Origin of the sequence: Cellulomonas denverensis, from assembly GCF_012396125.1 — a bacterium.
GTDB classification, from domain to species: domain Bacteria; phylum Actinomycetota; class Actinomycetes; order Actinomycetales; family Cellulomonadaceae; genus Cellulomonas; species Cellulomonas denverensis.
Genome location: NZ_JAAXOX010000015.1, coordinates 57726 through 71777 on the forward strand (window position 1 = coordinate 57726; position 14052 = coordinate 71777).

Below are 14052 nucleotides of genomic sequence, written 5' to 3' on the forward strand. Positions count from 1 at the left end.
CTGGCGTTCGGCCCGCACGCGCACGCCCACTGGCCGGCCGTGCGGGTGGGCCTCAGCGTGTCGATCCCGCTGGCGGTGTGCGTCGCGCTGGGGCGCCTGGATTGGGCCCCGTACGCGGTGTTCGGAGCCATCAACTCGGCCTATGGCAAGCAGCTCGACTACGGGCCGCGCCTCCGGGCACAGGCCGGGATGGGGCTCGCTCTCACCGCGGCCGTCCTCGCGGGCACCGGTGTCGGCATCTCCGGAGCCGGCTCCTTCCTCACGGTTGCCGCGATGGCCGCGTTCTCGGCGATCGGCAGCGTCCTCGCACGGACCCGGGGGTGGCTTCCCGTGCCCTCGCTGTTCCTGGTGTTCGCGGTCGGGACCCTGTCATCGTTCCCGCACGCCGTCGGCGACCTCGTCCTGGCGCTGCTGCTGCCTGCCGGGGCGGCGACGTTCGCCCTCGGGCTCGGTCAGGTGGGCCGGTGGTTGCCGACGTCACGACGCCCGCGCCAGCCGGCGCCGGCGCGAGTCTCGCTGCGGGCGCACCTCTCCCAGCTGACCGGCAGGTTCGACCTCCTGACGCACGCGCTCGGTCCGCTGCTCGCCGGCTCGGTCGCCCTCGTGGCCGGACTCGGTCACCCGTACTGGGCTGCGGTCACCGCCACCGTGCCGCTGGCCGGCTCGACCCTGGCGGCTCGCGCGAGCCGCGCCACGCTGCGCGTCGGCGGCACGCTCGTCGGGGTGCTGCTGGCGTACGCACTGCTGGCGGGCGATCCCTCGCCGTGGTTCCTGGTCGGCGCCGTGGCGGTGCTGCAGGTGCTCACCGAGCTGTTCGTCGCGCGGCACTACGGGATCGCGGTCATCGCCATCACGCCGATGGCCCTGATCCTCACCCGCCTGGGCGGAGGCACCGCGAGCGTGGATCGCCTCGTCTCGGACCGGGTGGTGGAGACGGTGCTCGGTGCCGCGGTCGCCCTGGCGGTGCTCGTGGCCGTCCGGCCGCTCGAGCTCGCCGCGCTCAGGCGCGGCGCCGCTGGTCCGCCGCCTGGTAGTACACGACCGGCCGCTCGGGCAGACCGAACAGGTAGTTCTGCACCAGACGGGCCGCGCCTGTGATGGTGCTCCCTTCGGGGTCGGCGCTGATCACGATCTCGACCGCGTTCGTCGCGATCGGCTGGGCGCGGGCGTAGATCGCCTCGCGCACACCGGCGAGCAGCGGCTGGCCGGCCTCGGCGACGTCCCCGCCGAGCACGATGGCAGCCGGGTTGAGCCCGGCGACCAGCACCGACAGCACGCGGCCGATCTCGCCCCCGGCGTCGCGCGCCGCCCGCATCGCGGCGGGGTCGCCCTCGTGCACCAGCGCCACGACCTCGACGGCCTCCGTGACGTCGACGCCCTGCTCACGCAGCGTCATCGCGATGCCGCGCCCGGACGCGAACGTCTCCAGGCACCCCACCTGCGCGCACCCGCACGGCCGCTCCCCAGCGGCCTCGACCGGGATGTGCCCGATGTCGCCGCCTGCGCCCCTGGCCCCTTGCACGAGCCGGCCGGCGGCGATCACACCCGCGCCGATGCCGGTGGCGACCTTCACGACCAGCAGGTCCTGCTCGTCCGGCCAGCGCGTGACCCATTCGCCCACCGCCATCACATTGACGTCGTTGTCCACGATGACGGGCACCGGGAACGTGGACCGAAGATGGCCGGCGATGTCGTAGGAATCCCACCCGGGCATCAGGGGCGGGGCGGTCAACGTGCTGGTACGGGGGTCGACCGGCCCGGGGACGCCCAGGCCGATGCCGACCACGGAGCCCGCCGGACGACCGATCGCGTCCAGCTGGTCACCGAGCGCGCGCACGATGAGGTCCAGGACCTCGACAGGACCACGGCGCACATCCAGCCTCAGCCGCTCCTGCCGCAGCACCACCCCGGTCAAGTCGGTCATGGCGACGAGCGCGTGCCGGGCGCCCAGCTCGACGGCGCCGATGACGCGGGACTGCGTCGCCATCGCGAACCGCGCCGAGGGGCGGCCGCGACCCAGGCCGCCGCTCGCGGGCAGCTCGGTCACGAGCCCGTCCTCGATCAACTCGGCCAGCCGCAGGGACACCGTCGAGCGCACTCGTCCGGTGAGCTCGGCGATCTCGGTCTTGGTCCGCGGCCGCCCGTCGCGCAGCACGCTCAGGATGTCGGAGCTCGGCATCGCATCCATCAGGTCACCTCCCCTCCTGTCGGTCCACGTCGATTTACGTCGATCGTCGCCAGATCCTACGACCGCCGCATGCCCACACCATTCGGATCTCGGCGGATCCGGGCTCGTGCTCGTTGCATTACGTCGAGACCCGACATTACCGTCATCGGCACTCGCCGGATGTGGCTCCGGCGGCGCCCATCCGTTCACCACCACAAGGGAGTGGCTCATGGCCAAGCTCCGCGTCGGCATCGTCGGCCTCGGGTACATCGGCACCAACAAGCACCTGCCCGGTCTGGCGACCCAGGCCGACAAGGCCGAGGTCGTCGCGTTCTGCGACCTCGAGGAGTCCAAGGCGCAGGCCGCCCGGGACGAGTTCGGATCCGCCGACGCGTACGTGACCACCGACTACCGCGACCTGCTGGCGGACGAGTCGATCGACGTCATCCACGTGTGCTCGTGGAACACCACGCACCGGGAGATCACGGTCGCCGCGCTCGAGGCCGGCAAGCACGTCATGTGCGAGAAGCCGATGGCCGTCACCGGCAAGGACGCCCGCGAGATGGCCGAGGCCGCCCGCCGCACCGGCAAGAAACTGTCGGTCGGCTTCCAGTACCGGTTCCGCCAGGACGTGCAGTTCCTCAAGGCCGTCGTCGACGAGGGCCGCCTCGGCGAGATCTACGCGACGAAGGCGCACGCGGTGCGTCGTCGCGGTGTGCCGACCTGGGGCGTGTTCACCGACAAGGAGAAGCAGGGCGGCGGCCCGCTGATCGACCTCGGCGGACACGCGATCGACCTGACCCTGTGGCTCATGGACAACTACGAGCTCGAGTCGGTCACCGGCGTCGTGAACTACAAGCTCGGCGACAAGCCCGAGGGCAACATGGGCGGCCCCTGGAACCCCGAGACCTACGACGTGGAGGACTCCGCGTTCGGCTTCGTGCGGTTCACGAACGGTGCATCGATGTTCGTCGAGGCGTCCTGGGCGCTGAACGTCCAGGACTCCCGCGAGGCGTGCACGACGCTCAGCGGCACCGAGGGCGGTGCCGACATCGTTCAGGACCGCAGCGACTACGCGGTCACGCTCAACAACATCCAGGGCGGTCGGCAGGTCCTGACCCGCCCGGAGGCCGGCGCGACGTACTTCGGCCCCGGCCGCAAGGCGATGAGCGGCATGGAGGCGATGGCCGCGATGGAGGCGTCGCAGTGGCTCGACGCGATCATCAACGACACCGAGCCCCTCGTCACCCCGGAGCAGGCCGTCGTCGTCACCGAGGTGATGGACGCGATCTACACCTCCGCCCGCACCGGGCAGCCGGTGTACTTCAACCAGAGCTGAGGCTCTGCACGCCGGGTCCCGGGGCGCCGACCGCCCCGGGACCCGGTTCCCGGCTCGACCCCTGACACCTCCGCGACGCCGGTGGTGTCCACGTCAACGGAGACCACCATGGCAAACCTCGACAAGCGGTACGACGCGCTGGTCATCGGGTCCGGCGCGGCGGGCAGCATCGCCGTCAAGGAACTGACCGAACGCGGCCTGGACGTCCTGCTGCTGGAGGCCGGACGCGACATCACCGAGGCCGACTTCGTGCCGCCGCCGCCCACCGAGCCGCGCTCCATGAGCATCGACCTCGGCGGCCGCCTCCAGGCAGGTCTGCGCGGTCAGTACGTCCAGGCCCGTCGCGCCATGTTCAAGGCGCAGACCAGCCCGTTCCTCGTCAACGACCTCAAGCTCCCGTACTCCACGAAGCTCGGCCAGGACTTCCTGTGGATCCGGGGGCGTCAGCTCGGCGGGCGCCTGCACTCCTACGGCCGGGTGCTGCTGCGGTCCTCCGACCACGAGTTCAAGGCAGCCTCCCACGACGGGCACGGCGAGGACTGGCCGATCTCCTACGCCGACCTCGCCCCGTACTACGACCAGGTCGAGGAGTTCCTCGGGGTCTATGGCACCACCGAGCACCTGGACCACCTCCCCGACGGTCACTACCGCGGCCCCTCGAACCTCACCCAGGCCGAGCAGGTCTTCAAGAAGACCGTCGAGCATCAGTGGCCCGACCGGCACGTCGTGCCGTGGCGCTACGCCGCCCCCAACCCGCACCGGGTGCCGCTGGGCATCGTGGCCGCACGCGAGACCGGACGCCTGACGACCCGCACCGACGCCGTCGTGCAGCAGGTCACGATGAACCGCCGGACCGGACGCGCCGACGGCGCGCTGTTCGTCGACCGGCTGACCAAGCAGCAGCACCGCGTCTACGCCGACGTGGTCGTGCTGTGCGCCTCGGCGATCGAGTCCGTCCGGCTGCTGCTGAACTCCGCCGGCCCCGGGCACCCGGACGGGCTCGGCAACTCCTCGGGCACGCTCGGGCACTACTTCATGGACCAGACCCCGAGCCTGCTGTTCGGCGACGCACCGGACTTCCCCGGGTCGGAGGACGTGGACGTCGCCCCCGCCGACACCTACTACGCGCCCGCCGGCGGGGTGTACGTCCCGCGGTTCCGGAACCTGCACGGCGATGAGGGCCGAGGGTTCGCCCGCGGCTGGACCGTGCAGGGCACGGTCGGGCGTCAGCCGGTCCCGGACGGCAAGCCGGGCGTCGTCGGCCTGATGGCGTTCGGCGAGATGCTGCCGGCGTACGGCAACACCATCTCCCTGCACCACTGGCGCAAGGATGCCTGGGGTGTCCCGATCCCGAAGATCGGCCTGACGGTCACGGACAACGAGCGCGCGCTGATGCGTGACCAGGTCGCCGGACTGCGCGCCATGGCCGAGGCGAGCGGCTACCGGGTCAACTTCGCCGGGTCCGCGCTCGGGCTGGACAGCCCGAAGGTCTGGCCGGACGCCGATCCGTTCAGCCGGGCGATCTTCCGCGCGGCGTTCAAGAAGAGCGTCGCGATGGGTGCCGCGATCCACGAGTGCGGCGGTGCCCGCATGGGCTCGGACCCGGCCACGTCCGTCCTCAACGAGCACAACCAGTCCTGGGACGTGCCGAACCTGTTCGTCACCGACGCCAGCGCCTACGTCTCCAACGGTGGCGTCGGCCCGACGCTCACCATCATGGCGATGACCGCACGGGCCTGCGAGTACATCGCCACCCAGCACGCCGCGGGCGAGCTGTGACGCCTCTCCTCACCTCTCCGGGAGCTTTCGCATGAGTCGCATGATCACCCTGTTCACCGGCCAGTGGGCCGACCTGCCGTTCGAGGAGGTCTGCCGCCTGGCCTCGGAATGGGGCTTCGACGGCCTGGAGATCGCCTGCTCCGGCGATCACCTCGACGTGTTCGCCGCCGCCGAGGACGACGACTACCTCGCCGCGAAGAAGGCCACGCTCGAGAAGTACGGCCTGCAGGTGTACGCGATCAGCAACCACCTGACCGGGCAGGCCGTGTGCGACGACCCGATCGACGAGCGGCACCGCGGCATCCTGTCCGAGCAGACCTGGGGCGACGGCGACCCCGAGGGCGTCCGGCAACGGGCAGCCGAGGAGCTGAAGGTGACGGCGATCGCTGCCCGCCGGCTGGGCGCGAAGGTCGTCACCGGGTTCACCGGTTCGAAGATCTGGAAGTACGTCGCCATGTTCCCGCCGGCCACCGAGGAGATGGTTGCCGACGGCTACCGCGACTTCGTCGAGCGGTTCACCCCGATCCTCGACGTGTTCCAGGAGAACGGCGTGAAGTTCGCGCTCGAGGTGCACCCCTCCGAGATCGCGTACGACTACTGGACCACCCGGCTCACCCTCGACGCGATCGGCCGGCCGGAGGTGTTCGGGATCAACTTCGACCCGAGCCACATGAACTGGCAGCAGATCGACGCCGCCGGCTTCCTGGTCGACTTCGCGCCGCACATCCTGCACGTGCACGCCAAGGACTCCAAGCGCCGGTTCAACGGCCGCAATGCCCCGCTCGGCTCGCACCTGCCGTGGGGCGACCCGCGCCGCGGCTGGGACTTCGTGTCCGCGGGCCGGGGCGACACCGACTGGGAGGCTGTCTTCCGCACGATCGGCACGATCGGCTACGACGGCCCCGTCTCGGTGGAGTGGGAGGACGCCGGCATGGACCGCCTGACCGGCGCCCCGCAGGCGCTGGCCTTCGTGCGCGCCCACCTGCACACTCCGCCGAGCGCGGCGTTCGACTCGGCGTTCTCGAACCGGTAGGCGGCCAGGGGCACGACGCCGAGGGTCTGACGATCGGGGTCGAGGCCGGCGGACCTGACCCGGGCCCGGACCCTTCGGGTTTCGAACGGTCCGGCGATCGTGTGACGCCCGGCCACCTCACCTGCGCCTCCGTCGAGCCGAAGGTTCTGGACGACAGAGTCGTTGAGGGAGAGCGGAGCGCGTGATGGGCAGCTGGTTCGAGAACCGGTCGCTGCGGACGAAGGTCGCGGCCGCGGTCCTGGCGTCCACGGCGACCGGGGTCGTCGTCGGACTCGCCGGTATCGGCGCGGTGCGCCAGCTCAACGCCGACTCGGCAGAGGCGCAGCGTTCGAACTTCACCGTCATGCAGGCCGCGGGGTCGCTCGCCGAGAACGTCGAGGCGTTCAACAAGGACCAGAACGCGCTCGCGCTCTACCCGGCGCTCGAGGACGCACTGACGACCAATCTGGAAGCGGACCGGGCCGCGGTCGACGACGCGCTGCAGGTCCTGCAGACGGAGCTCGCCGCCGACGCGGAAGGACGCGAGCTCGTCGCCAAGACGGCCGCCGACTGGCAGGCGTACGTCGAGTTCGTCAGCGTCGACCGGTCGGGTGACAGCGCCGAGGAGCTCGCGGAGTCCTCGAAGGAGTACCAGGCGCTCGGCGACGCGGTGGCGTCCGACCGCGCCGCGCTCGAGGACATCTCCGCCCAGCGGCTTGCCGAGACCCTGGACCGCGGCTCCGACCTCGCCGTGCAGCGGACCGTCCTCATCGCGGCGCTGCTGGTGGCCGGTGCCGCCTTGAGCCTGCTGATCGGCGAGTGGGTGGCCCGCCGCGTGCGCCGGACCGTCACCCAGGTCACGCGGCTGGCCGAGGGGCTGGCGGAGGGTGATCTCACCCGTTCATCCGGCGTGACCACCCGCGACGAGGTCGGGCGCATGGCGGCCGCGCTGGACGCGGGCGTGGGGCGCCTGCGCGACGTCGTGGTGCAGGTCGCCGGCACCGCGACCACGCTGCAGCACGCCGCCACCGAGCTGACGCTGGTGTCCAAGACCCTGGACGAGGCGGCCCTTGCCACCTCCGCCCAGGCCGGATCCGTGGCGGCCGCCTCCTCAGGCATGTCCCACGACCTGCAGACCGTCTCAGCGGGATCGGCGCAGGTCGGCGCGGCGATCAGCGCGATCAGGTCCTCGACCCATGAGGCGGCCCAGGTCGCGGCGCAGGCCGTGGACATGGCGGTTGCGACCAACACGATCGTCTCCCGGCTCGGCGACTCGTCCTCGGAGATCGCGACGGTGGTCAAGGTCATCACCTCCATCGCCGAGCAGACGAACCTCCTGGCGCTCAACGCGACGATCGAGGCGGCCCGGGCAGGCGAGTTCGGCAAGGGGTTCGCGGTCGTCGCCGGCGAAGTCAAGGAGCTCGCGCAGGAGACCGCGAAGGCCACGGAGGACATCGCAGGCCGGGTGCAGTCCATCCAGACCGACACGTCGGGGGCCGTGTCCGCGATCGGCGAGATCTCCTCGATCATCGAGCGCATCAACGGCATCCAGCTGACCATCACCTCGGCGGTCGAACAGCAGGCGGCGACGACGCACGAGATGAGCGGCACCCTGTCCCGGGCCGCCGGCGGCGCCGACGGGATCGCGGCATCGATCGGGGACGTCTCGGCCGCGACGCACCGGACCACGGAGTCGGTCAGCACCGCGCGCGAGGCTGCCGACGGGCTCGCCGCCACGGCGGACGAGCTGCATCTGTTGGTGTCTCAGTTCCGCTACTGACCCTCAGCGAGGTGGCGTGCTCGCCGGCGCGCGCTCCGCACCCTCGTGCGTCCCGGTACCCGGCGCGCGGCCGGTCACGCGTCCCCGCAGTTCCCGCCCCGTGCGCCCTCGATGCTCAGCGGCGGCCCCGTGCTGCTCACAGCCGGCCCTCACCATGCCCTGGGCGATCTCCGCCCCGGGCTGCAGACGTGGGGTCGCGGTTCGTGCACCGTGAAGTGAGGGCCAGATGCTCGAGTCCAACGGTGGACGTGCCAGGGGTACTCGGGGCAGGGGACCGTTCGGGCGACTGGTCGCCGCGGGCACCGCCGTCGTCCTGGGAACCGGAACCTTGCTTGGTGGTGCGCTGATCACGGCTGCACCCGTGACGGCGGAGACGACGACTCCGATCCTGGACATGGCCAACAACCAGGTCCTGCCGTCTCCGTTCGAGTATGACGAATACAAGCTGTGGGGCGGGCGGGCGGACTTCTCCTACACCTACCCGCTGACGGAGAACTCGGCGCAGGGCGTGGTCAGTGGCTCGCGCCGCGCCCCGGTGATGACCGTGGGTGCCCGGATGCTGTCGGGTGAGCCGATGTCGACCCTGGCGGTCGACGGTGGCGGCCTCAATGGCGAGCGCACGCCGCGGTTGTACGCCTGGAGCTGGAACGCGAGCCGCACGACCTCGAGTTGGCCGTCCGGCTCTCCGACGTCCTCCGCCACGAGCTACATCCCGATCGCTTCCTACGACGACGGCCAGACGACCGGCAAAGCGCACTTCGTGCCGCTGCCGAGCGTGTCCTCGGGCCTGAGCACCTCCTACGACTACTGGTCCGGCGGCGAGGTCTACCAGAAGACCGGCGAACTGTATCTGTCGTCGGGTGAGTGTGCCGGTATCAACCGTTCGTTCCGGGTGGCGATCTATGACCCGTCGACGGGGACCACCCGTGGGTCGGCGACGTTGGTGCCGAACACGGGTGCGGACGACATCTTCGGCACGACCGACCCCTGTGGCAACAATGGCTATGTCGCGTCGGACATGGCGATCGACGCCGAGGGGAACTTCTACATCCTGGTCCGAGGGGCGAGCGACCGGCAGTACCTGGTGCGGGTGGTGCCGGGTGAGGACAAGGCCGAGTGGCGCTACAACGTCGTGGGCCAGCTGCAGACCAGCACCGGCAGCGCGTTCACGAACACCAACGGGTTCTGGGGGATGGCCTTCCACAACGGCAATCTCTACCTGCAGGGCGAGACGGCCAGTCGGCAGTACCGGTTCGACCCGCTGTCGCTGCGGCTCCAGGACAGCAGCTTCACCGACCCGGCCCAGACCCAGGACCTGGCGGCCGCCCAGACCGCCCCGGTGCTGGACGGTGTGGTCTACGACGACGCCAATGGCAACGGGGTGGTCGACGCCGGTGAGACCGGCCTGGCCGACCAGACCGTGGCGCTGTACGACGAGGACGGCGCGCTGCTGGGCACCCGCCAGACCGACGGCGCCGGCAACTACTCCTTCATCCTGAACGCCATCGGGACGGACTACCACGTCCGCCTGGTCCAGCCGCAGGTCAACGGGGTCAACGCCGTGCAGACCCATGCGGCCGGTGGTTCCAGCGGTCCGAGCAACAGTGTCACGGCCCGGTGCGCCGGAGGGGATCTGACCAACACCTCTGGCGCGTGCTCCGGGCAGTTGGCCGGACCCGCGGCGGACCCGGCGCTCGGTGCGCTCGGCAGCACGGTGGACCTGGACGCGATGCCGATCCTGACCACCGCGACGGTGCGCACCGCCAACGAGGTCACCACGGCCGACTTCGGCGTGCACGCGACGACCACCGCCTCCTGGGGTGACGCGCCGTTCTCCTCCACCGCCGCCCAGCAGGGTCCGCGGTTGTACGACTACGACGGGACCGGGTTGCGGTTGGGCGAGACCCGGGGCGACTACGCCGACGGGTCGACCGCGAACGACCACGCCACCGACGACGGGGTGAGCATCGCCGGGCCGAACGGCGCGGCATCGCTGGCGAACGGCGTGCTGGCGGTCGGCGGGCAGTACGACCTGCTCGGGCAGGTGCAGGGCGGCGGCGCCGAGCAGGCGACCGTCTCGACCTGGCTGGCCCGGACGAACGGGGCCACCGACTTCCGGACCGGCGCGATCGCGGCGACCGGCACGGCGGGGACCGCGGCGGCGCACTATCCGTACGCGGGTGCCGGGGACGCCGCAGTGTCGCTGACCGTCCCGGACAGCACCGGTGACCTGTCGTCCACCTGGCTGCGCGCGGCGGTCAGCGATCAGGCCCTCGCGGATCCGGACAACACCGCCTCGGCCTATCAACCGGCGAAGGGGTCGGCCGAGGCCGCCTCGAACCCGTGGGTGCTGCGCGGCGAGGTCGAGGACTACCAGGTCCACGTGGCCCAGGGCGTGATCCGGATCGCGGCGACCAGCCAGGGCCAGGTCGCGGACGGCGACTACGGCTACGAGCTGACCGGCCCGGTGTCGACCACGGCACCGTCCAGCACCTCCGCCACGGTCCGCCCGGCCGAGGCGGACACCCTGACCTATGCCGACTCGGTGCACGCGCTGTCGGCGCTGGGCGAGGACGTGACGGTCACCGCGACCACCGTCCCGGCCCGGTGGGCCCCGACCTCCGCCCGGGTGGTGGACACCTTCACCGGTGCGACCGTCGAGGGCGCGACCGTGGACCTGAGCACCGGCGCGGTCACCGTGCCCGGCTCGGCGCTGGCCCGGGGTGCGGACGTCACGGTGGAGTTCAGCTACGCCACCGGCCCGAACGCCTCCGCCTCGTCCTGGCAGGTGCTGCCGACCCGGGTGGTGGCCGACGGGGTCGCCGAGGCCACCGCCACCGCGACGATCCGGGACGGCCGAGGGCTGCCGTACTCGGGCGCCGAGGTGTCGTTCACGGTGCCCGAGGGGGTGGAGCTGTCTCCGGTGACCGACCACGGCGACGGGACCTACACCGCGACCCTGCGCAGCACCACGGCGATGGATGCCACCGTGCAGGCCTTCGTGGCGGCCACCGACGGGGTGCAGCCGCTGCCGGACTCGCCGCGAACCGTGACCTTCGTCGCCGGTGAGCCGGCGGTGGGTGAGGGGCTGTCGTCGGTGAGCATCGACGACCAGAGTCCGCGTGCCGCCGACAACCAGGCGTACCACCTGGTCACGGCCGTGCTGCGCGACGCCCACGGCAATGCGGTGACCGGGGCGCAGGGCGCGCTCGCCGGCACCGGCCCGGCCGGGGTCACGGTGGACGCCTTCACCGAGGCCGAGCCCGGGGTGTACAACGCCCGGGTGCGGTCGACGGTGGCCGGCTCGCTGCCGGTGACGGTCAGCTACGCCGGGAGCCTGGAGCTGGGCACGGTGACCGCGGTCTACGCCGCCGGTGGCCCGGACCTGAGCGAGGGCGCGTCCGCCCTGCGGGCCGAAGCCACCGGCGATCGCGGGGTGTCCGACCCGGCGACCGTCTCGGTGGGCGATGCCGAGCACGTGCACACCGCCGCGGTGACGCTGGTGGACGCCCAGGGCAACCCGGTGCCCGACTACCCGGTCGACTTCGCGGTCTCCGACCCGGCGCTGGTCGGTCTCGGCGGCAGCATGACGGTCAGCACCGACGCGGACGGCGTGGCCCGGCTGCACCTGGCGACCTCCACCTCCGGCACCTACCTGGTGACCGCCTCGGTGGGCGGTCAGCCGGTGCTGCCGGCCGCGGGGGTGCGGTTCACCTTCGTGCCCGGCGCCGCGGTCACCACCCCCGGTGGCACCGAGATCGGCGCGTCCACCGGCACCCGGCCGGCCGACGGGCAGACCTCGCACTGGGTGGAGGTGCTGGCCAAGGACTCCTTCGGCAATGCCGTGCCCGGTGCGCAGATCGCCTTCGCGCTGCCGCAGGGCCTGACCGCGGCCGGTTCCGTCTCCGGGGTGACCGGTGAGGCCGGGACCCTGCGGCTGCTGGTCACCAGCACCACTGCCGGGAGCTACCCGGTGACCGCCACCGTGGACGGGCAGCCGATCCAGAACGGCAGCCCGGCGACCGTGACCTTCGTGGCCGGCACCGCCTCGGCGACCGCGTCCAACTGGTCGGTCACCCCGGATGGCGCACTGCCGGTCGGCGAGCAGTTCACCGCCACCGTGCAGCTCAACGACGCGAGCGGGAACCCGGTCGGCGCCGGTGAGGAGGTCACGTTCAGCGTGCCCGCCGGGGTGTCGGTGATCGAGTCCGGGCCGTACCTGACCGGCGACGACGGCCGGGTGGTCGTGCACCTGACCTCCACCGTCGCCGGCCGGTACGAGGTGTCGGCGCAGCTCGGCGGCCAGCGGATCGGGGCGGCCCGGACGCTGGAGTTCATCGCCGGGGCCCCGGTGGTCGGCGACAACGGCTCCGCCCTGTCCGCCTCCACCGGTGCGGTCGAGGCCGACGGCGAGCGCACGCACTGGATCGAGGTCCTCGCGGTGGACGCCTACCGCAACCCGGTGCCGGGTGCCGAGGTCGCCCTCGCGCTGCCGCGGGAGCTGATCCTGGTGGACGGCGCGGCGACCGGATCGACCGGCGCGAACGGCCGCTACCGGGTGCTGGTCGCCTCGACGGTGGCGGGCAGCCACCAGGTGACCGCGACGGTGGCCGGCCAGCAGATCACGGCGGGCAGCCCGGCCACGGTGGTCTTCGCCGCCGGTGCGCCGGATGCCGGCCGGTCCAGCTGGTCGATCACCCCGGACACCGCGCAGCCGATCGGAGCCCGGTTCACCGCGACCGTGCAGCTGAACGACGCCACGGGCAACCCGGTCGCCGCCGGTGCCGAGGTCGCCTTCACCCTGGCCGACGGGCTGCGGATCGTCGAGCAGGGCCCGTACCTGAGCGACGGCTCCGGCCGGGTGGTGGTGCACCTGACCGCCGACCGGGCCGGGAGCTACCCGGTGTCCGCGGCGGTGGGCGCCGACCGGATCGGCACCGAGCGCGAGCTGGTGTTCACCCCCGGTGAGGTGTCCGCCACCGAGTCCGGGCTGACCGCCACCACCCCGGTGCTGGCCGACGGCCGGGCCACCAGTGCGGTGGTCGTGACCCTGCGCGACGTGAACGGCGACCCGGTGGTCGGCACGCACGAGGTGCGGGTGACCAGCACGGTCGGCTCCGTCGGCACCGTGCGTGACCTCGGCGACGGCAGGTACACCACCACCATCAGCTCGCTGACCGCGGGCCGGGCCGAGGTCGGCTTCGTAGTGGACGGGGTGGCCGGGGTGCCGACCGCGGCGGTGGACTTCGTCGCCGCACCGTCGACCCCGGTGCTGGACCCGTCGAACGGCTGGCAGGTCACCGGGCGGATCGATCCCGGCGCCACGGCCCAGCTGACCGATGCCGACGGCACCGCGCTGACCGGCACGCTGGCGGTCGACCCCGAGGGCGGCTTCGTGTTCACCCCCGTGGAGCGGCTGGCACACGGCACCGAGGTCGTGGTGACCGCGGTGGACGGCCACGGCTTCGAGTCCGACCCCGCCTCGGTGGTGGTCGACGCGAAGAACCCGGCGCGTCCGGTGGTGCCGCCGACCAGAGGTGTGGTGGTCGAGGTCCGTGAGGTCGAGGAGGGTGCGACCCCGTCGATCCGGGACACCGCGACCCAGCAGGTGATCCCGGGTGAGTGGGAGAACACCGGTGGTGGCATCTGGCTGTTCACCCCGGACGTCCCGCTGACCGAGCAGGACTCGACCGAGGCCGTGGTGACCGACCCGGCCGGGAACGAGTCGGAGGCCGCACCGGTGGTGGTGGACACCACCAAGCCGGACGCCGCCGTGGTGCCGCCGACCAAGGGTGAGGTGGTCGAGGTCGAGGGTGTCGAGGAGGGTGCGACCCCGTCGATCCGGGACAAGGAGACCGAGGAGCCGATCGAGGGCGAGTGGGAGAACGAGGGTGGCGGGAAGTGGACGTTCACCCCGACCACCCCGCTGCCCGAGGGTGAGACCGCCGAGGTGGTGGTGACCGACCCGGCCGGGA

Annotated in this window: 7 protein-coding genes; 6 read left to right on the forward strand and 1 reads right to left on the reverse strand. The window is 72.1% G+C overall.

All coding sequences use genetic code 11. The features are described 5' to 3' along the window. Positions 1–57 precede the first annotated feature (57 nt). A complete protein-coding gene (locus HGA03_RS17485; RefSeq protein ID WP_168631573.1) occupies positions 58–1098 on the forward strand; it encodes an FUSC family protein in 1041 nt (346 codons plus the stop codon). Here the strand turns inward: HGA03_RS17485 and HGA03_RS17490 are convergent. Then, positions 1001–2155 (reverse strand): ROK family transcriptional regulator, encoded by a 1155-nt coding sequence (locus HGA03_RS17490; RefSeq protein ID WP_168631574.1) that lies wholly within the window; start codon positions 2153–2155, stop codon positions 1001–1003. The genes HGA03_RS17485 and HGA03_RS17490 overlap by 98 nt on opposite strands. 241 nt (positions 2156–2396) lie before the next feature. Between HGA03_RS17490 and HGA03_RS17495 the strand changes: the two genes are divergently transcribed. The 5 genes from HGA03_RS17495 to HGA03_RS17515 all read left to right on the forward strand — a co-directional run. After that, a complete protein-coding gene (locus HGA03_RS17495) occupies positions 2397–3506 on the forward strand; it encodes a Gfo/Idh/MocA family protein (protein ID WP_168631575.1) in 1110 nt (369 codons plus the stop codon). A gap of 108 nt (positions 3507–3614) precedes the next feature. Next, on the forward strand, positions 3615–5285 hold the full coding sequence (locus HGA03_RS17500) for a GMC oxidoreductase (protein WP_168631576.1): 1671 nt from the start codon (positions 3615–3617) through the stop codon (positions 5283–5285). Between the two features lie 31 nt (positions 5286–5316). Next, on the forward strand, positions 5317–6318 hold the full coding sequence (locus tag HGA03_RS17505) for a sugar phosphate isomerase/epimerase family protein (RefSeq protein WP_168631577.1): 1002 nt from the start codon (positions 5317–5319) through the stop codon (positions 6316–6318). Between the two features lie 184 nt (positions 6319–6502). Beyond that, positions 6503–8077, forward strand: a complete 1575-nt coding sequence (locus HGA03_RS17510) for a methyl-accepting chemotaxis protein (protein ID WP_168631578.1) — start codon at positions 6503–6505, stop codon at positions 8075–8077. 394 nt (positions 8078–8471) lie between these two features. Then, positions 8472–14052, forward strand: a 5581-nt coding sequence (locus HGA03_RS17515) for an invasin domain 3-containing protein (RefSeq protein WP_168631579.1), incomplete at its 3' end; no start/stop codon positions are given.